Raw genomic sequence first — 22,196 nt, forward strand, 5'->3', positions numbered from 1 at the left:
CGATCCCGGCGCAGTCTCCGGCGCCCCGTGGGCGCAGCGGCGGCCGCGATCCACGCACGAGTGGCGCTGGAAGATACCTGAACGTTATTCCGGATGCTGATAATGCCCATAAGCGCCCGGGAATAGAGGCACCCAGAGCCCAGCACCGACGCGACTCGATATCAAAAGTATCGACAGAACCGATTTATACACCCATTCATTCATCGCCGCGCGCTCCCTATCCTGCAGCCATCGATTTCAACAACATCCCATCAGGAGACAGGAAATGGCCCGCATGAGAGCAGTCGATGCCGCAGCCGCGGTGATGCGCAAGGAAGGCGTGAGCACCGTGTTCGGCGTGCCTGGCGCCGCAATCAACCCGCTGTACTCGGCGATGAAGAAGGAAGGCGGCTTCCGCCACATCCTCGGCCGCCACGTCGAGGGCGCCTCGCACATGGCCGAGGGCTACACCCGCGCCAACCCGGGCAACATCGGCGTGTGCATCGGCACCTCCGGCCCGGCCGGCACCGACATGATCACCGGCCTGTATTCGGCCTCCGCCGACTCGATCCCGATCCTGTGCATCACCGGCCAGGCGCCGCGCGCCCGCCTGTACAAGGAAGACTTCCAGGCGGTGGACATCGAGTCGATCGCCAAGCCGGTGACCAAGTGGGCGGTGACCGTGCGCGAGCCGGCGCTGGTGCCGCGCGTGTTCCAGCAGGCCTTCAGCATCATGCGCTCCGGCCGCCCCGGCCCGGTGCTGATCGACCTGCCCTTCGACGTGCAGATGGCCGAGATCGAGTTCGACATCGACACCTACGAGCCGCTGCCCGCTTACAAGCCGGCCGCCACCCGCGCCCAGGCCGAGAAGGCGATGGCGATGCTCAACGCCGCCGAACGTCCGCTGATCGTGTCCGGCGGCGGCGTCATCAACGCCGATGCAGCCGCCCGCCTGCAGGCATTCGCCGAGCTCACCGGCGTGCCGGTGATCCCGACCCTGATGGGCTGGGGCAGCATCCCCGACGACCATCCGCTGATGGCGGGCATGGTCGGCCTGCAGACCTCGCACCGCTACGGCAACGCGACCATGCTGGCGTCCGACTTCGTGTTCGGCATCGGCAACCGCTGGGCCAACCGCCACACCGGCTCGGTCGAGGTCTACACCCAGGGTCGCAAGTTCGTGCATGTCGACATCGAGCCGACCCAGATCGGTCGCGTGTTCGGCCCCGACTACGGCATCGTGTCCGACGCCGGCGCGGCGCTCGACCGCCTGCTCGAGGTGGCGCGCGAGATGAAGGCCGCCGGCCAGCTTCCCGACCGCAGCGCCTGGGTGGCCGAGTGCCAGCAGCGCAAGCGCACGATGCAGCGCAAGACGCACTTCGATGCCACGCCGATGAAGCCGCAGCGCGTGTATGAGGAGATGAACCGCGCCTTCGGCAAGGACACCTGCTACGTCAGCACGATCGGCCTGTCGCAGATCGCCGCCGCGCAGTTCCTGCATGTGTACAAGGCGCGCCACTGGATCAACTGCGGCCAGGCCGGCCCGCTCGGGTGGACCATCCCGGCCGCGCTCGGCGTGTGTGCAGCCGATCCCCAGCGCAAGGTGGTGGCGATCTCGGGCGACTACGACTTCCAGTTCATGATCGAGGAACTGGCGGTGGGCGCGCAGTTCAAGATCCCCTACATCCACGTGCTGGTCAACAATGCCTATCTCGGCCTGATCCGCCAGTCGCAACGCGGCTTCGACATGGATTACTGCGTGCAGCTCGCGTTCGAGAACATCAACGCGCCGGAAACCGAGGGCTACGGCGTCGATCACGTCAGCGTGGTCGAGGGCCTGGGCTGCAAGGCGATCCGCGTGCGCAAGGCGGAGGACATTCAGCCCGCCTTCGCCCAGGCACGGCAGTGGATGGAGGAGTTCCGCGTGCCGGTGGTGGTCGAGATCATCCTCGAGCGCGTGACCAACATCGCGATGGGGACCGAGATCGACGCCATCAACGAGTTCGAGGAACTGGCCGAGCGCGGCGAGGACGCGCCGACCGCGATCTCGATCCTCGACTGAACGCACCGCCCCGGGGACGGGCCCTCCCAGGCCCGTTCCCAGCAGACAACCGGAGATGAAGCAATGCCCAAGTTCAATGCCAACCTGACCATGCTGTTCAACGAAGTGCCTTTCCTCGACCGCTTCCAGGCGGCGGCCGAAGCCGGCTTCAAGGGCGTGGAGTTCCTCTTCCCCTATGCCTTCGACAAGAACGAGATCGCCGAGCGCCTGGTCAAGCACGGCCTGGTGCAGGTGCTGCACAACCTGCCGGCGGGCGACTGGGACGGCGGCGAGCGCGGCATCGCCTGCCATCCGGACCGGGTCGGCGAATTCCAGGACGGCGTCGGACGCGCGATCGAATACGCCACCGCGCTCGGCTGCAAGCAGGTGAACTGCCTGGCCGGCATCGCCCCGGCCGGCGTCGATCCCGAGAAGACGCGCGAGACCTTCGTCGCCAACCTGCGCTTCGCCGCCGGCGCGCTCAAGGAGGCCGGCATCCGCCTGCTGATCGAGCCGATCAACACCTTCGACATCCCCGGCTTCTACCTGAACCGCACCGCGCAGGCGATCGCGCTGATCGAGGAAGTCGGCTCGCCCAACCTGTACCTTCAGCACGACATCTATCACATGCAGCGCATGGAGGGCGAACTCGCCAACACCATCGCGAAACACCTGCCGAAGATCGCCCACATGCAGATCGCCGACACCCCGGGCCGCCACGAGCCGGGCAGCGGCGAGATCAACTACGCCTGGCTGTTCCGCTTCATCGACCAGCTCGGCTACGACGGCTGGATCGGCTGCGAATACAAGCCCGCCGCCGGTACCCGCGAGGGCCTGGGCTGGATCAAGGCACTGGCCGGCTAATCGACATTCGCGGCTTCCACCGCTCCCACAGGGCTTGCGGAAGCCGTACCGGTTTCGGTGGGAGCGGCGGAGGCCGCGATCAGGACATCATCGACATTCAGGAGACAACAAAATGGCAAACATCGGATTCATCGGCCTCGGCATCATGGGCACGCCCATGGCGGGCAACCTCATCAAGGGCGGCCACACGGTCTTCACCCACACCCGCGGCGACACCCCCGCCGCGCTGATCGAAGCCGGCGCCCGGCCGTGCGCCAACGGCGCCGAGGTCGCGCGCCAGGCCGACATCATCATCACCATGGTGCCGGACACGCCGCACGTCGAGGACGCGCTGTTCAACCCCGAGGGCGTCGCCGCCGGCCTGTCGAAGGGCAAGATCGTGGTCGACATGAGCTCGATCTCGCCGGTCGCCACCAAGGAGTTCGCCAGGCGCATCAATGCGCTCGGCTGCGAATATCTCGACGCCCCGGTGTCGGGTGGCGAAGTCGGCGCCAAGGCGGCAAGCCTGACCATCATGGTCGGCGGCAACGAGGCGAGCTTCGACAAGGTCAAGCCGATCTTCGAGCTGATGGGCAAGAACATCACGCTCGTCGGCGGCAACGGCGACGGCCAGATCACCAAGGTCGCCAACCAGATCATCGTCGCGCTCAACATCGAGGCCGTCGGCGAGGCCCTGCTGCTGGCCGCGAAGGCCGGCGCCGACCCGGCCAAGGTTCGCCAGGCGCTGATGGGCGGCTTCGCCAATTCGCGCATCCTGGAAGTTCACGGCGAGCGCATGGTCAAGCGCACCTTCGATCCGGGCTTCCGCATCGAGCTGCACCAGAAGGATCTCAACCTGGCGCTGACCACCGCCCGCCAGCTCGGCGTGTCGCTGCCCAACACCGCCACCGCCCAGGAGCTGTTCAACGCCTGCGCCGCGCACGGCGGCGCGAAGTGGGACCACTCGGGCATGGTGCGCGCGCTGGAGAAGATGGCCAACTTCGAGATCGGCCAGTAAGGCCGGAGCAGAGGGCCGCGAGGCCCGCCGCCACCCCAGCCGCAACAGAGCAGAAAGCGCCGGCATCGACCGGCGTGCCCCCGGGCGGCGCGTGCTCCCCAACGCGCCGCCCACCCATCAAAGGAAACCCCGATGCGCCACCTCGCCATCGACGTCGGTTCGTTCCGCTTCGTCGCCCGCATGGAGGAAGCCGCCGCGCCCAAGACCTGCGCCGCCTTCCTCGAACTGCTGCCGTTTTCCAACCAGGTGATCCACTCGCGCTGGAGCGGCGAGGCGGTATGGGTGCCGCTGGGCGAGTTCGACACCGGCCTCGGCTTCGAGAACCACACCAGCCACCCCTCGCGCGGCGACATCCTGCTCTATCCGGGCGGCTTCTCGGAGACCGAGATCCTGTTCGCCTACGGCAGCAGCTGCTTCGCCAGCAAGATGGGCCAGCTCGCCGGCAACCACTTCCTGACCGTGGTCGAAGGCGCCGAGCAGCTCAACGAGATGGGGCGGACCGTGCTGTGGAAGGGCGCGCAGTGGATCCGCTTCACCGACCTCGGCAAGCGCTGAGTCCCGACCGAACGATCATCACGAGGACGACATGAAACCCACCCACGCACTGACGCTCGACGACGTCAAGCTCGCCGCCGCAGCCGCAGAAGCCGAGGCGCTCGCCTGCGGCTGGGCGGTCAGCATCGCCGTCTGCGATGCCGGCGGCCACGCGCTGTGGCTGCAGCGCATGGACGGCGCGCCGCTGATGAGCGCCGCCGTCGCCCCCGAGAAGGCGCGCACCTGCGTGCTCAGCGGCAAGCCGAGCAAGGCCTTCGAGGACATGGTCAACAACGGCCGCTTCGCCGCGCTGGCGATGCCGGTGGTGCCGCTCGAGGGCGGCGAGCCGATCGTGGTCGCCGGCAACGTGGTCGGCGCGGTCGGCGTCTCCGGCGTCAAGGCCGGCGAGGACGCACGGGTGGCGCGCGCCGCCGTCTCCGCCCTGCTCGCCCACATCGCCGCAACGAATCAGGAGATCGCAGCATGAAACGCGAACGCAGTGCCCGCATCCTCGCCACCCTCGGGCCGGCGAGCTCCACCCGCGAACGCATCCTCGCCCTGGCCGAGGCCGGCGCCGACGTGTTCCGCCTCAACTTCAGCCACGGCAGCCACGAGGACCACGCCGAACGCTACCGCCTGATCCGCGAGCTCGAGCGGGAAATCGGCCGTCCGATCGGCGTGCTGATGGACCTTCAGGGTCCCAAGCTGCGCGTCGGCCGCTTCACCGAGGGCAAGGTGGTGCTCGCCCCCGGCGCGCGCTTCCGCCTCGACCTCGACCCTGCCGTGGGCGACGTTACCCGCGCCAACCTGCCTCACCCGGAGATCTTCGCCGCGCTCGAGGCCGGCACCGAGCTGCTGCTCGACGACGGCAAGCTGCGCCTGCGCGTGGATGCCTTCGGCCCCGATTTCGCCGACACCACGGTGCTGGTCGGCGGGCCGCTGTCCGACCGCAAGGGCGTGAATGTCCCCGGCGTGGTGCTGCCGATCTCGCCGCTGACCGCCAAGGACCGCGCCGATCTCGACTTCGGCCTCTCGCTCGGGGTGGACTGGGTGGCGCTGTCCTTCGTGCAGCGTCCGGAGGACATCCGCGAGGCGCGCGAGCTCATCGGCGACCGTGCCTGGATCATGGCCAAGCTCGAGAAGCCGGCGGCGATCGACGCCCTGGAGCCGATCGTGGCGCTCGCCGACGGCGTCATGGTGGCACGCGGCGACCTGGGCGTGGAGCTGCCGCCGCAGCAGGTGCCGGTGCTGCAGCGCCGCATCGTGCGTGCGGCCCGCGCCGCCGGCAAGCCGGTGGTGGTGGCGACGCAGATGCTGGAGTCGATGATCACCTCGCCGGTGCCGACCCGTGCCGAGGCCTCGGACGTCGCCACCGCGATCTACGACGGCGCCGACGCGGTGATGCTGTCGGCCGAATCGGCCTCGGGCCAGTACCCTGTAGAGGCGGTGACCATCATGCACAGCATCATCTGCGAGGTGGAACGCGACCCCGCCTGGCGCAGCGCACTGGAGGCCAGCCACACCGCAGCCGAGGCCAACACGCCGGATGCGATCTGCTGCGCACTGCGCCGCGTCGCCGCACTCCTCGAACCGGCCGCGACCGTGGCCTACACCAGCTCCGGCTTCAGCGCCCTGCGCGCCAGCCGCGAGCGCCCCGCAGTGCCGATCCTCGCGCTGACGCCGCACGCGGCCACCGCGCGCCGCCTGGCCCTGGCCTGGGGCGTGCATCCGGTGCCCTTCGAGGAGGTGCATGACGTCGCCGAGATGGTCGAGCACGCCAGTCGCGCCGCGCTCAGCCACGGCTTCGCGCGTGCGGGCGAGGTGGTGGTGGTGATCGCCGGCCTGCCCTTCGGTACCAGCGGCAGCACCAACCTGCTGCACGTCGCGCGCATCCCGGGCTGAGGCCGGCTCGGCAGGCACCAGCCCTGACCCCCGCGCAGCGCCGGCACGCCCGCAAGCGTATGCCGTACACGGCAAAAGGCCCGCATCGAGCGGGCCTTCTGCATGCAGCGGAGAGCTAGGCAATCACTTCTTGGCGGCAGCCAGGCCGTTCACGATTTCCTGCTTGGCTTCCTCGACCGTGCCCCAGCCCAGGACCTTGACCCACTTGCCGGGCTCGAGGTCCTTGTAGTGCTCGAAGAAATGCACCGTCTGCTTCATCAGCAGCTCGGGCAGGTCGTCGGTGGTCTGCACCTTGTCGTACAGCGGGGTCAGCTTGGACACCGGCACGGCCACGACCTTTGCATCCACGCCACCGTCGTCTTCCATCTTCAGCACGCCCACCGGACGGCAGCGGATGACAACGCCCGGCTGCAGCGGGAAGGGGGTTACGACCAGCACGTCGACCGGGTCGCCATCGCCGGCGATGGTGTGCGGCACGTAGCCGTAGTTGAGCGGGTAACGCATCGAAGTGCCCATGAAGCGGTCGACGAAGACGGCGCCGCTGTCCTTGTCCACTTCGAACTTGATCGGATCGCCCTGAGCGGAGATCTCGATGATGACGTTGATGTCGTTCGGCACGTCCTTGCCGGCGCTGACCATATCGAAGCCCATGAATCCCTCCCGTGGAAAAATTGTGCGCGGATTATAGGGGGAAACCACAATGTCTTGCACGGCGTCCTGCGTGCATCCGGCACTCAGGCCGGCGAGTCGAAGCCGGCGTCCTCGACCGCGGTGCGCAGTGCGTCGACCGACACCTGCGCCGGGTCGAAGCGCACCGTGGCGCTGCCCTGCTCGAGCGACACCTGCGCGTCCTCGACGCCCGCGAGCCCCTTGAGCACGCCGGTCACGTTCCTGACGCAGCCGCCGCAGCTCATGCCTTCGACCTTGATCGTCACTTCTTCCATGCTTCACTCCTCAATGTTCGACGCCGCGCCAGCGGATGCGGCGCTCAGGTCACGCACACCACGCCGCCCCACAGGTCGCCGCCGAGCGTGGGCGCATGATAGAGCCCGAACAGCCCGAAGCCGAGCACGAGCAGGCCAGAGGCGAGGCGCACCTTGCGGTGACGGGTGAAATCGCGGAAACGCTTGAACAGCATGCCCGCCAGCAGCAGGTTGGGCAGCGTGCCCAGGCCGAAGGCCAGCATCAGCCCGGCGCCGCGGGCGCCAGAGCCGGTGACCAGCGCGGTGGCGAGGATCGAATAGGTCAGACCGCAGGGGATGAAGCCCCACAGCATGCCCAGCGGCAACGCCTGCTTCACGGAGCGCGCCGGCAGGAAGCGACGGGTCGCGGGCTGGATCCTGCGCCACAGCACGTGGCCGACGCGCTCGATGGGCGCCAGCAGACGGGTGAAACCGGTCAGATACAGACCGAGCGCGACGAGCATCAGGTTGGCCAGCACGTACAGCGTCATCTGCACCGGGAGCATGCCGTCGTACAGCAGGCCGACCGAGCCGATGAAGCCGACCGCCGCGCCGAGCGCGGTGTAGGTGCCGATGCGGCCGAGGTTGTAGGCCAGATGCAGCGGCCATTGCGGCTTGCCGCCCGGCGTCTGCACCTGCATGGTGAGCGCGCCGACGATGCCGCCGCACATCGACACGCAGTGCGTGCCGCCGAGCAGGCCGATCAGGAAGACGGCGAAGTAACCGGTTTCGGGCATGGGGAGACGGGCCAAGGCCGCCGGGAACGCGAGGCCGCCATTTTACGCCGCAGCGCGCGGCGGGTGCGGCGAATCGCCGCGCCCCCAGCCATCCGGTCGCCGGCCCTGCGCCTCAGATCACCCGCGAGTAGCGCGCGCGCTCGCGGTCGGCGCGCAGGTAGCGGTCGAACACCATGGCGATGCCGCGCACCAGCAGGCGACCGCCCGGCTGCACGCTGATCCAGTCGCCGTCGATCTTCACCAGGCCGGCCTTCTCCATCTCGGCGAGGTCGGCGAGTTCGTCGGCGAAATACTCGCGGAAGTTGATCAGGTGCGCGATCTCGATCGACTGCATCGAGAGCTCGAAATGGCACATCAGGGCCTGGATGATCGCGCGCCGCAGCAGGTCGTCGGCAGTGAGCTCGATGCCGCGCAGCACCGGCAGTTCGTCGCGGTCGAGCGCGTCGTAGTACTCGTCCAGGGTCTTGACGTTCTGCGCATACACCGGGCCGATCTTGCCGATCGCCGACACGCCGAAGGCGAGCAGGTCGCACTCGGCCTGGGTGGAGTAGCCCTGGAAGTTGCGATGCAGCCGGCCCTGGCGCTGGGCGATGGTGAGCTCGTCGTCGGGCTTGGCGAAGTGGTCCATGCCGATATAGACGTAGCCGGCCTCGGTGAGGCGGCGGATGCCGAGCTGCAGAAGCTGCAGCTTGGTGTCGGCGGTGGGCATGTCGCCGCTGTTGATGCGGCGCTGCGGCTTGAACAGCCCGGGCAGGTGCGCGTAGCTGTAGAGCGAGATGCGGTCGGGCGAGATCTCCAGCACCTGCTCGAGCGTGCGGTTGAAGCTGATCACGTTCTGTTTGGGCAGGCCGTAGATCAGGTCCATGCTCACCGACTTGAAGCCGGTGGCGCGCGCGGCGTCGATCACGAGCTTGGTCTCGTCGAAGCTCTGGATGCGGTTGACCGCGGCCTGCACGTCCTCGGCGAAGTCCTGCACGCCGACGCTCATGCGGTTGAAGCCGAGATCGGCGAGCAGCTTGACGGTGTCGAAATCGACCTTGCGCGGATCGACCTCGATCGAATACTCGCCGTTGGGCACCAGCGTGAAGTGCTCGCGCACCGCGGCCATCAGCTCGCGCATCTCGTCGTGCGACAGGAAGGTCGGGGTGCCGCCACCGAGGTGGAGCTGGGTCACCTGCCGGCTGCCCTCGAGGCAGGCGGCCTGCATCGCGATCTCTTTCGCCAGGTATTTCAGATACTTGGCCGAGCGCCCGTGATCCTTGGTGATGATCTTGTTGCAGGCGCAGTAATAGCAGATCGTGTTACAAAACGGGATGTGGAAGTATAATGAGAGCGGTTTGCTCACGCCGCCCACGGCCCTTTTGGCGAGCCAGGACTTGAGCGCCTCGGCGTTGAAGGCCTCGACGAAGCGATCTGCCGTCGGGTAGGAGGTGTACCGCGGTCCGTTGATGTCGAATCTACGGATCAGTTGCGGATCGAAGATGAGTTCGTTCTGACTTTTCATGATCTTGCTGCTGCAGGGTGTGCCGAACAATGGCAGACCAGCGCAATTTTTTGGTTGACGTGGGTCAACGAGCTTGATCTGAAGATCCACTCGTGCCCGAATCGGTGTCTTTTGTCGGGGAAGCAGGATTATCGTGCAGATGAGGGCGACCGTGCCAATTACCGTGAATGGGCTCAAGACCGCCTGTTCGCAGTGCAACCTCGTCGAGCTGTGCCTGCCCTTCGGCATGTCGGACAGCGAGCTGAGCCGCCTCGATGAACTGGTGGGCGCGCGCCGCAAGGTCAAGCGCCAGCAGAACCTCTACCGCGCCGGCGACAGCTTCGAGGCGATCTACGCCATCCGTGCCGGCTCCTTCAAGACCGACGTGCTGCTCGAGGATGGGCGCGAGCAGGTCACCGGCTTCCAGATGACCGGCGAGATCCTCGGGCTGGACGGCATCAGCACCGAGACGCACAGCTGCAACGCGGTGGCGCTGGAAGACAGCGAGGTGTGCGTGATCGCCTACGACAAGCTCGAGCAGCTCTCGCACCAGATCGAGGGCCTGCAGCTGCAGTTCCACAAGGTGATGAGCCGCGAGATCGTGCGCGACCACGGCGTGATGATGCTGCTCGGCTCGATGCGCGCCGAGGAGCGCCTGGCTGCCTTCCTGCTGAACATGTCGCAGCGTTTCAACGCCCGCGGGTTCTCGTCGCAGGAGTTCAACCTGCGCATGACCCGGGAGGAGATCGGCTCCTACCTCGGGCTCAAGCTCGAGACCGTGTCGCGCGCCTTCTCGCGCTTCCAGGAAGACGGGCTGATCTCGGTGCAGCAGAAGCACGTCCTGCTGCTCGACCCGGCCGGACTCAAGCGCCTCATCCAGCACCAGCAGGGCGTGCGCTGACCGCCGCCCGCCGCCGGATTCAGGCGAGGAATCCGGCCAGATTCTTGGTGAGGGCGACCGACACGATCCAGCCATAGACCATCAGCGCGGTGACGAAGGCGGTGACGCGGATGCCCACCGTCGGCCCGCGCTTGAGCGCGACGGTGCCGAGCAGGATGTAGGCGAGCAGGCCGGCAACCTTGGCCGTCACCCAGTCGGCGGCGAACGGGTACTGCTGGATCATCACCGCGAGGGTGATGGCCGACAGCAGCAGCAGGCTGTCGACGACGTGCGGCAGCACCCGGGTCAGCCGGTGGCGCAGCAGCGGACTGCCGGTGATCATCCACAGCCCGCGTAGCAGGAAACCGGTCGCACTGAGGACGACACAGGTGACATGCAGATGTTTGATCGCGAAATACATCCCTTCTCCTTCCGATAGCCGGCCACAGAGCCGGAAACAGCCGGCAACGCACCGGCTGGACTAGAATTGCGACGCCTTACGGAGAGTCTTTCGATGCCCCCTCATTCCCAGCTCGACATCCCGTCCCTGCTGCACCGGATCCCGCTGTTCAGCGAACTGTCGGACGCGGACATCCAGCTCGTCGCACGCTACACGCGTGACCGCCACGTCGCCCGCGGCGAGGTGCTGTTCCAGCGCGGCGACCAGCCGCACGGCTTTTACTTCGTCGTCTCGGGCCAGGTCAAGCTCGCATTCTCGTCGGCGCAGGGAACCGAGAAGGTGGTGGAGATCATCGGCCCGATGCAGAGCTTCGGCGAGGCGGTGATGTTCATGAACCACCCCTACCCGGTTTTCGCCGAGGCCCTGACCGACACCGTGCTCGTGCATGTCGGCCAGCAGGTGGTGACCGACCTGATCGACCAGGACTCCACCTTCGCCCACAAGCTGCTGGCAGGCATGGCGATCCGCCTGCACGGTCTGATCCAGGACGTCGAGACCTATTCGCTGCGCTCGAGCATGCAGCGCGTGATCGGCTACCTGCTGCAGGTCGCCGACAGCGACACGCCCAGCGAGATCGCCCTGCCCACCAGCAAGCAGGTGATCGCGTCCCGGCTCAACCTGACGCCGGAAACCCTGTCGCGCATCTTCCACGACCTCAGCGAGGCCGGCCTGATCAGCGTCCATGGCAAGCGCATCACGCTGCACGATCCGCAGCGCCTGTCGCGCTACAACGCCTGAGACCACACCCGGCCTGCGATCCGCGACGCCGGTCCCTCAGTTCAGCACGCAGGGCACACCCGGCACGGCGACCTCGACCTGACGCCAGCCGAGCTCGCGCTCGGCGAGGTCGGCGAGCGCCGATGCCGCGGACGGCTCGCCATGCACGACGAAGGTGCGTCGCGGCGGATTCCTGAACCCACGCAGCCAGTTCAGCAAGGCGGGCTGGTCGGCATGCGCCGACAGGCCGCCGATGGTGTGGATGCGCGCCCGCACCGGAATGCGCTCGCGGAACAGGGTGACCTGGCGCGCCCCATCGACCAGCCGCCGCCCCAGCGTCCCGGCAGCCTGGAAGCCGGCGATCACGATCGCGCACTCGCGCCGCCCCAGGTTGTAGCGCAGGTGATGCTTGATCCGCCCGGCATCGCACATCCCGCTCGCCGAGATGATCACCAGGCCACCGCGCACCGCGTTGAGCGCCATCGACTCCTCGACGTCCTGCACGAAGCGCAGGTTGAAGCTGTCCGGGTGCTTGCGCGTCCACGCATAAAGCTCGCGCGTCTCCTCGTCCCACAGGTCGTCATGGCGCACGGTGAGCTCGGTGACCGCGGAGGCCATCGGCGAATCGACCACGACGTCGAGTCGATCGACACGGCCTGCGCGCACCAGATCCGCCAGCACGAACAGCAGTTCCTGCGTGCGCCCGACCGCGAATGCGGGAATGATCACGTTGCCGCCATCGACCTTCAACGTGCGCCGCAGCACTTCGGCCAGCTCGTCGCAGGTCTCGGCGAAGGAGCGGTGGGCGCGGTCGCCGTAGGTCGACTCGACGCACAGGTAATCCGCTGCCGGGATATGCACCGGGTCCTGCAGCACCGGGCGCATCGGCTGGCCGAGATCGCCCGAGGCGACCAGGCGGCGGGTGTGGCCGCGCTCCTCGACGTCGATCTCGATGATCGCCGAACCGAGGATATGGCCGGCATTGCGGAAGCGGCAGCGCACGCCGGGGCCGACCTCGACCATCTCGTCGAAGGCGAGCGGGCGCAGGCGTCCGAGGCTGTGGCGCGCCTGTTCGACGGTGTAGAGCGGCACGAGCTGCCCGCCGCGCCCGGCCTTGCGCGAACGCGTGCTGCGCAGGGCCCATTCCGCTTCCTTTTCCTGGATGTGCGCGGAGTCCATCAGCATCACGGCGAGCAGATCGACGGTGGCGGCGGTGGCGAAGATCGGTCCCTTGTAGCCCAGCGCCACCAGCCGCGGAACGAGGCCGGTATGGTCGAGATGGGCATGCGTCAGTAGCACGAAGTCGATCTCGCGCAGGTTGAAGCTCAGCGCCTCGCTGTTCTTGCGATCCGCCTCGCGCCCCCCCTGGAACAGTCCGCAGTCGATCAGGAAACTGCCGCGCTCGTGGTCGACCCGCATGCATGAGCCGGTGACCTCGCCGGCGGCCCCCAGAAAAGTCAGCCTCATCTCGCATCTCCAAGGATCTCGTAGGAACTTGCCGCGGTTTGATCACGATCAATCATGGCAGACCGCCCCACCTCGCTATAATCGGATCGTGACACACAACAGGGAGCATCCGTCATGTTCAAGCACATTCTGGTCCCGACCGATGGGTCGGCCTTGTCGGAAGGTACGGTAGCCCGGGCGGTTTCCTTCGCCAAGGAGACGGGAGCCCGGATCACCTTCTTCTATGCCCAGCCCGACTTCCCGATGCCGATCTATGGCGAGGGTGCACTGATCGACCCCACGACGCCGGAGCAGTTCTCGAAGTCCGCGGCCGCCGAGGCCGAAACCATCCTCGCCAAGGCCAAGGATGCGGCCGATGCGGCCGGTGTGGCCGCGGACAGCGACACCGTCGTCAATGAAGTGCCCTACGAAGCCATCATCGATGCAGCCGACCGTCATGGCTGCGACCTGATCTTCATGGCCTCGCATGGACGCCGCGGCATCGCCGGCCTGCTCCTCGGCAGCGAAACGCAGAAGGTCCTGACCCACAGCAAGACGCCGGTCCTGGTGTATCGCTGATCGTCGGACGGTCCTGCGCCCTCGATCGATCGGGGGAGGAAACAAAACGGCCCGCATGTGCGGGCCGTTTTCGTTGGCGGAGCGTGTTTCAGTGGCTGCGCTCGATATCAGACATTCGGATCGATCGTGATCTCCATCTCTGCAGGGAGGAATGCGGACCCGTCCATTCGCCAGCTTCGGGCCTCGTCTTCGATAACGAACAACCAGCGTCCGGTGCCGAGCGGTGCCAGCGCCGCCTCATACACACCGGCACTGCCGGCGAGCACCAGTTCCTGATCGAGGCCGCCGCGCGTCGGGTGGGCCACCGTCAGGCGGATGCGCTCGGGCAAGCGGACGGCATCCGCGGCGGAGAGTTCGATGTGGACCGATTCGCTGCGCACCCGGAGCTGGGCGCGCAGTCCCAACTCGCGGGCATGCTCGACCCGTCCGATCGTCTGCACGATCGCGCGACCTTCCTTGTAGTAGTCGTCGACCACCATGCCGTCGAAGCTCTGAACGGCGATCACCAGGGTGGCGATTCCGCCGACGACCGCAGCCGCGGGGAAGGCGATCAGGAACCAGGGCCAGCCCTGGCGGTACCACGGTTGGCGCGGCTTCTCACTCATGCTCGTACTCATTTCAGCGCGGGATCAGGAAAGTGGTCTCTTCCCTGAGCGTGAGCCCGGGATCGTCTTCCGCCGTCACCTGGAAGGCGATGTTGTTGGTGCCGGGCTGACCGGAGTCGTAGGGCACCACGACCTGCAGCGTGACCGACTGGGTGGCTGCCGGCGCCACGTCGACGCGCTGCTCGCCGGCGATGCGCACCCCGGGCAGACCCGAGACCTCGAGCCGGAAGGCACGGGGCACCTCGGTCATGTTCATGACCTGGAGCTGGTAGACGTTCTCGATCAGGCCGCCCTCGACCTCGCGCCCCAGCGAGGAGCGGTCGCGGATGATGTCGACGCGCAGCGGCTCGCGTGCCGCCAGGCCCCACACGAAGCCGATGCAGATCAGCACGAGGATGGCGCCGTAGATCAGGGTCCGCGGCCGCAGCACGTGGCTGACGATCTCCTTGCGACCCCAGTGCCGCTTCATCGCGTTCTCGGTCGAATAGCGGATCAGGCCGCGCGGATAGTTCATCTTGTCCATGACCTGGTCGCAGGCATCGATGCAGGCGGCACAGCCGATGCACTCGTACTGCAGGCCCTTGCGGATGTCGATGCCCGTGGGACACACCTGCACGCAGATGCCGCAGTCGATGCAGTCCCCCTTGCTAACGGTGCGCGGGTCGATGCCCTTCTTGCGCGTGCCGCGGGGCTCACCGCGCTCCTCGTCGTAGGTGATGACCAGCGTGTCCGGATCGAACATGACCGCCTGGAAGCGGGCATACGGGCACATGTAGGTACACACCTGCTCGCGCATGACGCCGGCGAACAGGTAGGTGAACGCGGAATAGAACAGGATCCAGAAGATCTCCCACGGGCCGAAGCTGAAGCTCGTCAGCGACTGCAGCAGTTCGTCGAGCGGCGAGAAATAGGCCACGAAGGTGAAGCCGGTCCATAGCGCGACGATGGCCCACGCGAGGAACTTGCCACCACGGCGCACGGCCTTCTCGGCACTCATCGGCGCCTGGTCGAGCTTCTGGCGTTTGTTGTGATCACCCTCGATCTTCTGCTCTATCCACATGAAGATCTCGGTGTAGACCGTCTGCGGGCAGGCGTAGCCGCACCACAGGCGGCCGGCGATCGCGGTGAAGAAGAACAGCGCGTAGGCCGAGATGATCAGCAGCAGCGCGAGGAAGAAGACGTCCTGCGGCCAGAAGACCCAGCCGAAGATGTAGAACTTGCGTTCGGTGAGGTGGAACAGCACGGCCTGGCGGTCATTCCAGGTCAGCCACGGCAGTCCGTAGTAGATCAGCTGCGTGATCCACACCAGCGCCCAGCGCCAGTTGGCGAAGAGGCCGGTGACCGCGCGCACGTAGAGCTTCTTGCGGGAGGCGTAAAGCGTGTCCTCTGAGGATTCCGGGGACTTGTTCGCCGTCTTCTGCGGCGAAGGGGATGGGCTGTTCATGGCCTTTTTACCAATGAATTCTTGTTGTTATTGTTATTTTCGAAACCCCGGGAGGACCCCCTCCTCCCGGGATGGAACTGCAAACTGCCGAGACTTCGATTACTTCTTGCTCAGGCTGAGCACATAGGCGGCCAGGATGTGGACCTTGTCCTCGCCGAGGAACTCGCCGAATGCCGGCATCTTGTTGTTGCGCCCATGGGTGACGGTCTCGATGATGGTCGCTTCCGACGAGCCGTAGAGCCACTGGTTATTCGTCAGATCGGGCGCACCGAGCATCGGATTGCCCTTGGCGTCGGCACCGTGGCAGGCCACGCAGTTGTTCTCGAAGGCTTCCTTGCCACGCTGGGCACGCACCGAATCGTGAGCCAGTCCGTTCATCGAACGCACGTAGTTGGCGACGTCCTTCACGCCGTCGGCACCGAGCACCTGACCGAAGGGCGTCATGACGCCGTTACGGCCGTTGGTGATGGTCTCCTTGATGTTCTCCGGTGCGCCCCCCCACAGCCACTCGCTGTCGGTGAGGTTCGGGAAGCTCTTCGCACCCTGCGCGGCCGCGCCATGACACTGCTGGCAGTAGGTCAGGAACAGGCGCTTGCCCATGGCATTGGCCTCGGGATCGGCGGCGACGGCCATGACGTCCATCTCGCGATACTTGGCGAAGACCGGGCCGAAGCGCTCCTGGCCGGCCTTCATCTCGGCGTCGTACTGAGCCCACTGGCCACGGCTCTGGTTGGAGTTGCCGAAACCGGGATAGATCGCCAGATACGCGACCGCGAAGAAGATGGTGATCCAGAACAGGTACATCCACCAGCGCGGCAGCGGGTTGTTGTACTCGGCGAGCGTCTCGTCCCACACGTGACCGTGCAGTTCGACCGGGCCCTTCTCGCGCTTGGTCATGTTCGACACCAGCACGAACACACAGAACAGGATGGAGAGGGCCACGAGGACCATCACATACATGTTCCAGAAACCGCTGATAAAGTCAGCCATTTGTTTTTCCCTCAAGGTCTTGCCGTCCGCCACGGGCCGGCAGGTCATCGTCGCTGAAAGGCAGGCGCGCCGCCGCATCGAAGCCCGCCTTCGCGTGCTTGCTGTAAGCCCATGCGCAGATGGCCAGGAAGCAGACCAAGCCAAGCACGGTGATCAGGCTCCGGATGTCGTTGATATCCACGGCGCGTCTCCTGATTAACGGAAGTTCGAAATCGCGGTGCCGAGGCCCTGAAGGTAGGCCACGATGGCATCGAGTTCGGTCTTGCCTTCGAGCGCGGCCGGCGCGGCAGCGATCTCTTCATCGCTGTACTTGTGCAGGCCGACCTTGTTCAGCGCGCGCATCTTGTCCTGGATGTCGTCGGCCTTGACCGGACGATCGAGCCACGAGAAGGCCGGCATGTTCGACTCCGGCACCACGTCGCGCGGATTGAGCAGGTGGACACGCTGCCACTCGTCCGAGTAGCGGCCACCGACGCGAGCCAAGTCCGGGCCGGTACGCTTCGAGCCCCACTGGAACGGGTGGTCATAGACGTACTCGCCCGCCACCGAGTAGTGGCCGTAGCGCTCGGTCTCGGCGCGGAACGGACGGATCATCTGCGAGTGGCAGTTGTAGCAACCCTCACGCACATAGATGTCGCGACCGACCAGGCGCACCGGATCGTAAGGTTTGACGTCGAGCGCATTGCCCTTGTGGTCGATCGGGGTCGTGGTCGAGTGCTGGAAGAACAGCGGCACGATTTCCACCAGACCACCCACGCTGACGGTCATCAGCGTGAGCACGATCATCAGGAATACGTTGCGTTCGATCTTTTCGTGCTTCGATTGAGCCATGTTGTTTTTCTCCGATCAGGCGTGGGCAGCGGCGGGTGCGAGCACCGGCGCGTCGTAGGCCTTCTGGCCGGCGATCGTCTTCACCATGTTGTAGAACATGATGAACATGCCGGTCAGGAACAGTGCGCCGCCGATGAAGCGGATGGTCCAGAACGGATAGCTTGCCTTGACGCTCTCGACGAAGGAGTAGGTCAGCGTGCCGTCCGGGTTGGTGGCGCGCCACATCAGGCCCTGCATCACACCGGAGATCCACATCGAGGCGATGTAAAGCACGATGCCGATGGTGGCGATCCAGAAGTGGGCGTTGATCAGCTTGACGCTGTACATCTCGGTCTTGCCGTACAGGCGCGGCAGCAGGAAGTACACCGAGCCGATCGAGATCATCGCCACCCAGCCCAGCGCACCGGAGTGCACGTGGCCGACCGTCCAGTCGGTGTAGTGCGACAGCGCGTTGACCGTCTTGATCGACATCATCGGACCTTCGAAGGTCGACATGCCGTAGAAGGACAGCGAGGTGATCAGGAACTTGAGGATCGGGTCGGTGCGCAGTTTGTGCCAGGCGCCCGACAGGGTCAGCACGCCGTTGATCATGCCGCCCCAGGACGGTGCGAGCAGGATCAGCGAGAACACCATGCCCACGGACTGGGTCCAGTCGGGCAGCGCGGTGTAGTGCAGGTGGTGCGGACCCGCCCACATGTAGGTGAAGATCAGCGCCCAGAAGTGCACCACCGACAGACGGTAGGAGTAGACCGGACGGTCAGCCTGCTTGGGCACGAAGTAGTACATCATGCCGAGGAAGCCCGCGGTCAGGAAGAAGCCCACCGCGTTGTGGCCGTACCACCACTGCACCATCGCGTCCTGAACGCCCGCATAGGCCGAGTAGGACTTCATCGAGGTGAGCGAGACCGGGATCGCTGCGCTGTTGACGATGTGCAGCAGCGCGACGGTTAGGATGAAGCCGCCGAAGAACCAGTTCGCGACGTAGATGTGCGAGACCTTGCGCTTGGCGACGGTGCCGAAGAACACGATGGCGTAGGACACCCACACGATCGCGATCAGGATGTCGATCGGCCACTCGAGCTCGGCGTATTCCTTCGAGCTGGTGTAGCCCAGCGGCAGGGTGATCGCGGCGAGCACGATGACCAGTTGCCAGCCCCAGAACGTGAACGCGGCCAGTCCGGGGGCGAACAGGCGAGTGTGACAGGTGCGCTGGACCACGTAGTAGGACGTGGCGAACAGCGCGCAGCCACCGAACGCGAAGATCACGGCGTTGGTGTGCAGCGGACGGAGCCTGCCGAAGTGCAGGAATTCGTGAACGTTCAGTTCGGGCCATACGAGCTGTGCCGCGGCGATCACGCCGACCAGCATGCCCACAATGCCCCACACCACCGTCATGATGGCGAACTGCCGCACGACTTTATAGTTATAAGTCGCTTGCGATTGCATGTGAGTCACCTCTTCGTTTTAAAAACCTTGCCTGCGCAGCCCCTCGGTGGCTGGGCGTCATAAGCAGCCGACCGAGAATACCCCTATAGCGAGTACGCAATTTGACACAGATCAACATTGTATTGCACCCCAGCAGGGTGCGGAAGGGAAAATTGGAAGAAGTCCAAAAACGCCCGCAAACCGGCGCCATTACTGGCTTGCGCATTGCAGCAGCAGTATCGCGGCACATATCGTGATCGGCATGCGCGGGAGGAATTCGGAGCGGGGCCGCGAGGAAGCGGCGAGCGCCGCGAAGGCGGCTTGATCGGGGATGCGGGGGACGAAAAAAAAGGGTGCGCATGCACGCACCCCCAACCCCAACAGAGAGACAAAAATTCGGATCGACCATCGGCACGTCATGCCGCCTGATCAACACGCCGCCATTTTGCCAATGCAGTCGTAGGCCATGTTGACCTAGGTCAACCCGGCGCGAGATCACCGCCGAATCTTGTCCTTCACCTCTTCGGCGAGCGCTCTTCCGGTCCCGCACCGCCCTCGTTCTCCGCACGCACCGCCGGTGGTTCGTCGCGGTCGTCCATCAACAGGCGGTAGGCCGGACCTTCGAGGTCGTCGTACTGCCCGCTGCGCAGCGACCACCAGAACAGCACGCCGATCACGAACACCAGCACGATCGAGATCGGGATCAGCAGATACAGGCTTTCCATCGCAAACTCTCCCGGCGCTCAGCGCGCTCCAGGCACGCGCTGCAGGCGCATCGCATTGAGCACGACCAGCAGCGAACTCGCTGCCATGCCGATGCCGGCCATCCACGGCGTGACCAGGCCGGCCATCGCCAGCGGCACCGACGTGAAGTTGTAGGCAAAGGACCACCATAGGTTCTGGCGGATGATCCGCAGCGTCTTTCGCGACAGATCGATCCCTCGCCCGAGGCTGGCGAGGTTCTCGTTCAGCAGCACGATGTCGGCCTGGTTGCGCGCGAGATCCGTGCCTCCGCCCATCGCTACCGAAACGTGCGCCTGCGCGAGCACCGGCGCGTCATTGACGCCATCACCCACCATCGCGACCACCGCGTGCGCATCGCGCTGCATCGCCGAGATCGCCTCCTGCTTGCCCTGCGGACTCAGACCGCCGTGGGCGTCGTCGATGCCGAGCGCCCCGGCCACATCGGCCACCACCGCCGGCGCGTCGCCCGAGAGCACGCTCATGCCGACCCCCTCGCCCGCCAGCCGACGCGTGAGCAGCGACGCCTCGTCGCGCAACTGGTCCGCCAGGCGGAACAGCCCGAGCCAGCCCGCACGTCCGGCAAGGCCGATCACGGTGCCGCCGCGGGCGGCAAAGGCCTCCAGCCCGACGGGCGACGCGAGCCCGGCGGCCGCCGCCACGTAATCCGGGCGGCCGATCCAGAACGGCTCGCCCTCGATCAGACCGCGCATGCCCTGCCCGGTTTCGGCCCTCACCTCCGAGGCCGTCGGCAGCGGCTGCCCGGCGCTGGCCTCGCGCAGGCCTGCGGCCAGCGGATGCTCGGAGCCCTGCTCGATCGCCGCCGCCAGCCGCAGCAGTTCGGCCTCGCCACACCCGCCCAGCACCAGGACCTCCTCCAGGCGCATGCGGCCGCGGGTCAGGGTGCCGGTCTTGTCGAACACGAACTGGTTCGCCCGTGCCAGGGTTTCGATGGCGTGGCCGCGGGTGACCAGCACCCCCATGCGGGCGAGCGCATCGGTAGCCACGGTGAGCGCGGTCGGTGTCGCCAGCGACAGCGCGCACGGGCACGCCACCACCAGCACCGACACGAACACCCACAGCGCGCGCTCCGGCTCGACCAGGTACCAGCCGATGCCGGTGAGCGCGGCAAGCACCAGCAGGGTGACGATGAAATACACCGCGACCCGGTCCGACAGCGTGGCGATGCGCGGCTTCTCGCCCGCCGCCCGCTCCATCAGGCGGCGGATGGCCGCCAGCCGGGTAGCGTCGCCGACATGCTCGACGCGCAGCAAGAGCGGCGAGGACACGTTGATGCTGCCACCGGTCAGGCGGTCGCCGACCTGCTTGGACACCGGCAGGCTCTCGCCGGTGAGCAGCGCCTCGTTGGCCTCGCCCACCCCTTCGACGACGACGCCATCGACCGGGATCACCTCACCCGGCCGCACGCGGACGATGTCACCGGGCACGAGCTGCGCGGTCGGCACGCGCTCCCCCGTGCCCTGCCCGGGCCAGCCCGCCAGGCGCTCGGCGAAGGAAGGCAGCGCCTTGCCCAGTTCCTCCACGCCGCGCACCGCCTTCTGGCGCGCGAGCATCTCCAGGTAGCGCCCGCCGAGCAGGAAGAACACGAACATCGTCACCGAATCGAAATACACCTCCGGCCCGTCGGTCAGCGTCGCCCACAGGCTGGCAAGGAAGGCGCTGCCGACGCCGAGCGCCACCGGCACGTCCATGCCCAGGCGGCGCAGGCGCACGTCGCGCCAGGCGCGCTGGAAGAAGGGCGCGGCCGAGTACAGCACCACCGGCAGAGTCAGCAGCAGGCTGGCCCAGCGCAGCAGCAGCTCGATGTCCCAGGTCATGTCGCCCTCGCCGGCGACATAGGCGGGGAACGCGTACATCATGACCTGCATCATGCCGAAGCCGGCGACGAACACCCGCCACAGCATCGAGCGCCGCTCGCGGCCGGCGACCTGCTCGGAACGCTCGGCGTCGTAGGGATAGGCGCGATAGCCGATGGCCTGGATCGCGGCCAGGATGTCCGACAGCCTGATGCTGCGCTCGTCCCAGCGCACGCGCGCACGGCGGGTGGCGTAGTTGATCTGGATCGCCGACACGCCCGGCAGGCGCGCGACGTGGTTCTCGTTGAGCCACACGCAGGCGGCGCAGGTGATGCCCTCGAGGATCAGCGAGGCCTCGCGCTCGTGCTCGCCCACCGGGCGCACGAAGCTCTTCTGGAAGTCGGGATGGTCGAAGAGGCCGAGCTCCTGCAGCTCGACCGGCATCGCCTCGCGCCGCGTCTCGGGCATGGCGTCGCGGTGGCGGTAGTAATCGACCAGGCCGTTATCGACGATGGACTGCGCGACCGCCTCGCAGCCGATGCAGCACATGCGGCGCCGGCGTCCGTCGATCTGCACGTAATGCCGTGTGTCGGGCGGGATCGGCAGGCCGCAGTGGTAGCAGTCGGTATCGGCTGCATCGTCGGCCACGGAAGCGGGCAGTTCGGCAGGAGTCATGGACACGAATGCAGAGCCGCCCCGGACGGCAGGACCGTTCGAGGCGGAGCGAAAGGGAGCCCGGGTTTTAGCACATTTCGCCGGCAG

23 protein-coding genes are annotated in these 22,196 nt (G+C 66.5%); 9 read left to right on the forward strand and 14 right to left on the reverse strand.

What is annotated here, in order from left to right:
* The first annotated feature begins 265 nt into the window (after window positions 1-265).
* From gcl to pyk, 6 genes are all read left to right on the forward strand, one after another.
* The gene (gene gcl, locus CKCBHOJB_RS14170) at window positions 266-2,041 is read left to right on the forward strand and encodes a glyoxylate carboligase (RefSeq protein WP_281049308.1); all 1,776 of its coding nucleotides are present in this window, start codon (window positions 266-268) and stop codon (window positions 2,039-2,041) included.
* Window positions 2,042-2,104: 63 nt separating this feature from the next.
* The gene (gene hyi, locus CKCBHOJB_RS14175; protein ID WP_281049309.1) at window positions 2,105-2,884 is read left to right on the forward strand and encodes a hydroxypyruvate isomerase; all 780 of its coding nucleotides are present in this window, start codon (window positions 2,105-2,107) and stop codon (window positions 2,882-2,884) included.
* Window positions 2,885-2,996: 112 nt separating this feature from the next.
* Entirely contained in the window at window positions 2,997-3,881 is an 885-nt protein-coding gene (locus tag CKCBHOJB_RS14180; protein ID WP_281049310.1) for a 2-hydroxy-3-oxopropionate reductase, read from the forward strand.
* A gap of 132 nt (window positions 3,882-4,013) precedes the next feature.
* Window positions 4,014-4,436, forward strand: a complete 423-nt coding sequence (locus CKCBHOJB_RS14185) for a DUF3830 family protein (RefSeq protein WP_281049311.1) — start codon at window positions 4,014-4,016, stop codon at window positions 4,434-4,436.
* Between the two features lie 31 nt (window positions 4,437-4,467).
* Window positions 4,468-4,902, forward strand: a complete 435-nt coding sequence (locus CKCBHOJB_RS14190) for a heme-binding protein (RefSeq protein ID WP_281049312.1) — start codon at window positions 4,468-4,470, stop codon at window positions 4,900-4,902.
* Window positions 4,899-6,317: a pyruvate kinase gene (pyk, locus tag CKCBHOJB_RS14195; protein ID WP_281049313.1), complete on the forward strand. Its 1,419-nt coding sequence runs from the start codon at window positions 4,899-4,901 to the stop codon at window positions 6,315-6,317. The genes CKCBHOJB_RS14190 and pyk overlap by 4 nt, the downstream gene beginning before the upstream one ends.
* A 123-nt stretch (window positions 6,318-6,440) precedes the next feature.
* On the opposite strand, the gene ppa is transcribed toward pyk, so the two are convergent.
* The 4 genes from ppa to hemN form a co-directional block, all read right to left on the reverse strand.
* Window positions 6,441-6,968, reverse strand: a complete 528-nt coding sequence (ppa, locus tag CKCBHOJB_RS14200) for an inorganic diphosphatase (RefSeq protein ID WP_281049314.1) — start codon at window positions 6,966-6,968, stop codon at window positions 6,441-6,443.
* 83 nt (window positions 6,969-7,051) lie between these two features.
* A complete protein-coding gene (locus tag CKCBHOJB_RS14205; protein ID WP_281049315.1) occupies window positions 7,052-7,261 on the reverse strand; it encodes a cation transporter in 210 nt (69 codons plus the stop codon).
* 44 nt (window positions 7,262-7,305) lie between these two features.
* On the reverse strand, window positions 7,306-8,016 hold the full coding sequence (locus CKCBHOJB_RS14210) for a sulfite exporter TauE/SafE family protein (RefSeq protein WP_281049316.1): 711 nt from the start codon (window positions 8,014-8,016) through the stop codon (window positions 7,306-7,308).
* Between the two features lie 112 nt (window positions 8,017-8,128).
* Entirely contained in the window at window positions 8,129-9,520 is a 1,392-nt protein-coding gene (gene hemN, locus CKCBHOJB_RS14215) for an oxygen-independent coproporphyrinogen III oxidase (RefSeq protein ID WP_281049317.1), read from the reverse strand.
* A 139-nt stretch (window positions 9,521-9,659) separates the two neighbouring features.
* Here hemN and fnr point away from each other — a divergent pair, with 139 nt between their 5' ends.
* Window positions 9,660-10,400 (forward strand): fumarate/nitrate reduction transcriptional regulator Fnr, encoded by a 741-nt coding sequence (fnr, locus tag CKCBHOJB_RS14220; protein ID WP_281049318.1) that lies wholly within the window; start codon window positions 9,660-9,662, stop codon window positions 10,398-10,400.
* Between the two features lie 19 nt (window positions 10,401-10,419).
* On the opposite strand, the gene CKCBHOJB_RS14225 is transcribed toward fnr, so the two are convergent.
* Complete coding sequence (locus CKCBHOJB_RS14225) at window positions 10,420-10,800, reverse strand: SirB2 family protein (RefSeq protein ID WP_281049319.1); 381 nt, start codon at window positions 10,798-10,800, stop codon at window positions 10,420-10,422.
* Window positions 10,801-10,893: 93 nt separating this feature from the next.
* Here CKCBHOJB_RS14225 and CKCBHOJB_RS14230 point away from each other — a divergent pair, with 93 nt between their 5' ends.
* Window positions 10,894-11,577: a Crp/Fnr family transcriptional regulator gene (locus tag CKCBHOJB_RS14230; protein WP_281049320.1), complete on the forward strand. Its 684-nt coding sequence runs from the start codon at window positions 10,894-10,896 to the stop codon at window positions 11,575-11,577.
* A gap of 36 nt (window positions 11,578-11,613) precedes the next feature.
* Here the strand turns inward: CKCBHOJB_RS14230 and CKCBHOJB_RS14235 are convergent, their stop codons facing one another.
* Entirely contained in the window at window positions 11,614-13,023 is a 1,410-nt protein-coding gene (locus tag CKCBHOJB_RS14235) for an MBL fold metallo-hydrolase (protein WP_281049321.1), read from the reverse strand.
* A 114-nt stretch (window positions 13,024-13,137) separates the two neighbouring features.
* On the opposite strand from CKCBHOJB_RS14235, the gene CKCBHOJB_RS14240 reads away from it, so the two are divergent.
* Window positions 13,138-13,581, forward strand: a complete 444-nt coding sequence (locus tag CKCBHOJB_RS14240; protein WP_281049322.1) for a universal stress protein — start codon at window positions 13,138-13,140, stop codon at window positions 13,579-13,581.
* Window positions 13,582-13,688: 107 nt separating this feature from the next.
* Here the strand turns inward: CKCBHOJB_RS14240 and CKCBHOJB_RS14245 are convergent, their stop codons facing one another.
* The 8 genes from CKCBHOJB_RS14245 to CKCBHOJB_RS14280 all read right to left on the reverse strand — a co-directional run bounded on the left by CKCBHOJB_RS14245 (window position 13,689) and on the right by CKCBHOJB_RS14280 (window position 22,109).
* A complete protein-coding gene (locus tag CKCBHOJB_RS14245) occupies window positions 13,689-14,198 on the reverse strand; it encodes a FixH family protein (RefSeq protein ID WP_281049323.1) in 510 nt (169 codons plus the stop codon).
* 1 nt (window position 14,199) lies between these two features.
* Window positions 14,200-15,630, reverse strand: a complete 1,431-nt coding sequence (gene ccoG / locus CKCBHOJB_RS14250; protein WP_281049324.1) for a cytochrome c oxidase accessory protein CcoG — start codon at window positions 15,628-15,630, stop codon at window positions 14,200-14,202.
* A gap of 99 nt (window positions 15,631-15,729) precedes the next feature.
* Entirely contained in the window at window positions 15,730-16,620 is an 891-nt protein-coding gene (ccoP, locus tag CKCBHOJB_RS14255) for a cytochrome-c oxidase, cbb3-type subunit III (RefSeq protein ID WP_281049325.1), read from the reverse strand.
* The gene (locus tag CKCBHOJB_RS14260) at window positions 16,613-16,801 is read right to left on the reverse strand and encodes a cbb3-type cytochrome c oxidase subunit 3 (RefSeq protein WP_281049326.1); all 189 of its coding nucleotides are present in this window, start codon (window positions 16,799-16,801) and stop codon (window positions 16,613-16,615) included. The genes ccoP and CKCBHOJB_RS14260 overlap by 8 nt, the downstream gene beginning before the upstream one ends.
* A 14-nt stretch (window positions 16,802-16,815) precedes the next feature.
* The gene (gene ccoO / locus CKCBHOJB_RS14265) at window positions 16,816-17,451 is read right to left on the reverse strand and encodes a cytochrome-c oxidase, cbb3-type subunit II (protein ID WP_281049327.1); all 636 of its coding nucleotides are present in this window, start codon (window positions 17,449-17,451) and stop codon (window positions 16,816-16,818) included.
* 15 nt (window positions 17,452-17,466) lie between these two features.
* Window positions 17,467-18,897 carry a cytochrome-c oxidase, cbb3-type subunit I gene (gene ccoN / locus CKCBHOJB_RS14270; RefSeq protein WP_281049328.1) on the reverse strand — a complete coding sequence of 477 codons (1,431 nt, stop codon included), beginning with the start codon at window positions 18,895-18,897 and terminating at the stop codon, window positions 17,467-17,469.
* A gap of 494 nt (window positions 18,898-19,391) precedes the next feature.
* A complete protein-coding gene (gene ccoS, locus CKCBHOJB_RS14275) occupies window positions 19,392-19,601 on the reverse strand; it encodes a cbb3-type cytochrome oxidase assembly protein CcoS (RefSeq protein WP_281049329.1) in 210 nt (69 codons plus the stop codon).
* Window positions 19,602-19,619: 18 nt separating this feature from the next.
* Window positions 19,620-22,109 (reverse strand): heavy metal translocating P-type ATPase, encoded by a 2,490-nt coding sequence (locus CKCBHOJB_RS14280; protein ID WP_281049330.1) that lies wholly within the window; start codon window positions 22,107-22,109, stop codon window positions 19,620-19,622.
* Between the last annotated feature and the right edge of the window lie 87 nt (window positions 22,110-22,196).

The organism is Thauera sp. GDN1, from assembly GCF_029223545.1.
Classification (GTDB): domain Bacteria; phylum Pseudomonadota; class Gammaproteobacteria; order Burkholderiales; family Rhodocyclaceae; genus Thauera.

Bases quoted from the DNA above. Each gene is read 5' to 3' on its own strand.
- gcl (WP_281049308.1), top strand. From the start codon at position 266: ATGGCCCGCATGAGAGCAGTCGATGCCGCAGCCGCGGTGATGCGCAAG.
- hyi (WP_281049309.1), top strand. From the start codon at position 2,105: ATGCCCAAGTTCAATGCCAACCTGACCATGCTGTTCAACGAAGTGCCT.
- CKCBHOJB_RS14180 (WP_281049310.1), top strand. From the start codon at position 2,997: ATGGCAAACATCGGATTCATCGGCCTCGGCATCATGGGCACGCCCATG.
- CKCBHOJB_RS14185 (WP_281049311.1), top strand. From the start codon at position 4,014: ATGCGCCACCTCGCCATCGACGTCGGTTCGTTCCGCTTCGTCGCCCGC.
- CKCBHOJB_RS14190 (WP_281049312.1), top strand. From the start codon at position 4,468: ATGAAACCCACCCACGCACTGACGCTCGACGACGTCAAGCTCGCCGCC.
- pyk (WP_281049313.1), top strand. From the start codon at position 4,899: ATGAAACGCGAACGCAGTGCCCGCATCCTCGCCACCCTCGGGCCGGCG.
- ppa (WP_281049314.1), bottom strand. From the start codon at position 6,968: ATGGGCTTCGATATGGTCAGCGCCGGCAAGGACGTGCCGAACGACATC.
- CKCBHOJB_RS14205 (WP_281049315.1), bottom strand. From the start codon at position 7,261: ATGGAAGAAGTGACGATCAAGGTCGAAGGCATGAGCTGCGGCGGCTGC.
- CKCBHOJB_RS14210 (WP_281049316.1), bottom strand. From the start codon at position 8,016: ATGCCCGAAACCGGTTACTTCGCCGTCTTCCTGATCGGCCTGCTCGGC.
- hemN (WP_281049317.1), bottom strand. From the start codon at position 9,520: ATGAAAAGTCAGAACGAACTCATCTTCGATCCGCAACTGATCCGTAGA.
- fnr (WP_281049318.1), top strand. From the start codon at position 9,660: ATGAGGGCGACCGTGCCAATTACCGTGAATGGGCTCAAGACCGCCTGT.
- CKCBHOJB_RS14225 (WP_281049319.1), bottom strand. From the start codon at position 10,800: ATGTATTTCGCGATCAAACATCTGCATGTCACCTGTGTCGTCCTCAGT.
- CKCBHOJB_RS14230 (WP_281049320.1), top strand. From the start codon at position 10,894: ATGCCCCCTCATTCCCAGCTCGACATCCCGTCCCTGCTGCACCGGATC.
- CKCBHOJB_RS14235 (WP_281049321.1), bottom strand. From the start codon at position 13,023: ATGAGGCTGACTTTTCTGGGGGCCGCCGGCGAGGTCACCGGCTCATGC.
- CKCBHOJB_RS14240 (WP_281049322.1), top strand. From the start codon at position 13,138: ATGTTCAAGCACATTCTGGTCCCGACCGATGGGTCGGCCTTGTCGGAA.
- CKCBHOJB_RS14245 (WP_281049323.1), bottom strand. From the start codon at position 14,198: ATGAGTACGAGCATGAGTGAGAAGCCGCGCCAACCGTGGTACCGCCAG.
- ccoG (WP_281049324.1), bottom strand. From the start codon at position 15,630: ATGAACAGCCCATCCCCTTCGCCGCAGAAGACGGCGAACAAGTCCCCG.
- ccoP (WP_281049325.1), bottom strand. From the start codon at position 16,620: ATGGCTGACTTTATCAGCGGTTTCTGGAACATGTATGTGATGGTCCTC.
- ccoO (WP_281049327.1), bottom strand. From the start codon at position 17,451: ATGGCTCAATCGAAGCACGAAAAGATCGAACGCAACGTATTCCTGATG.
- ccoN (WP_281049328.1), bottom strand. From the start codon at position 18,897: ATGCAATCGCAAGCGACTTATAACTATAAAGTCGTGCGGCAGTTCGCC.
- ccoS (WP_281049329.1), bottom strand. From the start codon at position 19,601: ATGGAAAGCCTGTATCTGCTGATCCCGATCTCGATCGTGCTGGTGTTC.
- CKCBHOJB_RS14280 (WP_281049330.1), bottom strand. From the start codon at position 22,109: ATGACTCCTGCCGAACTGCCCGCTTCCGTGGCCGACGATGCAGCCGAT.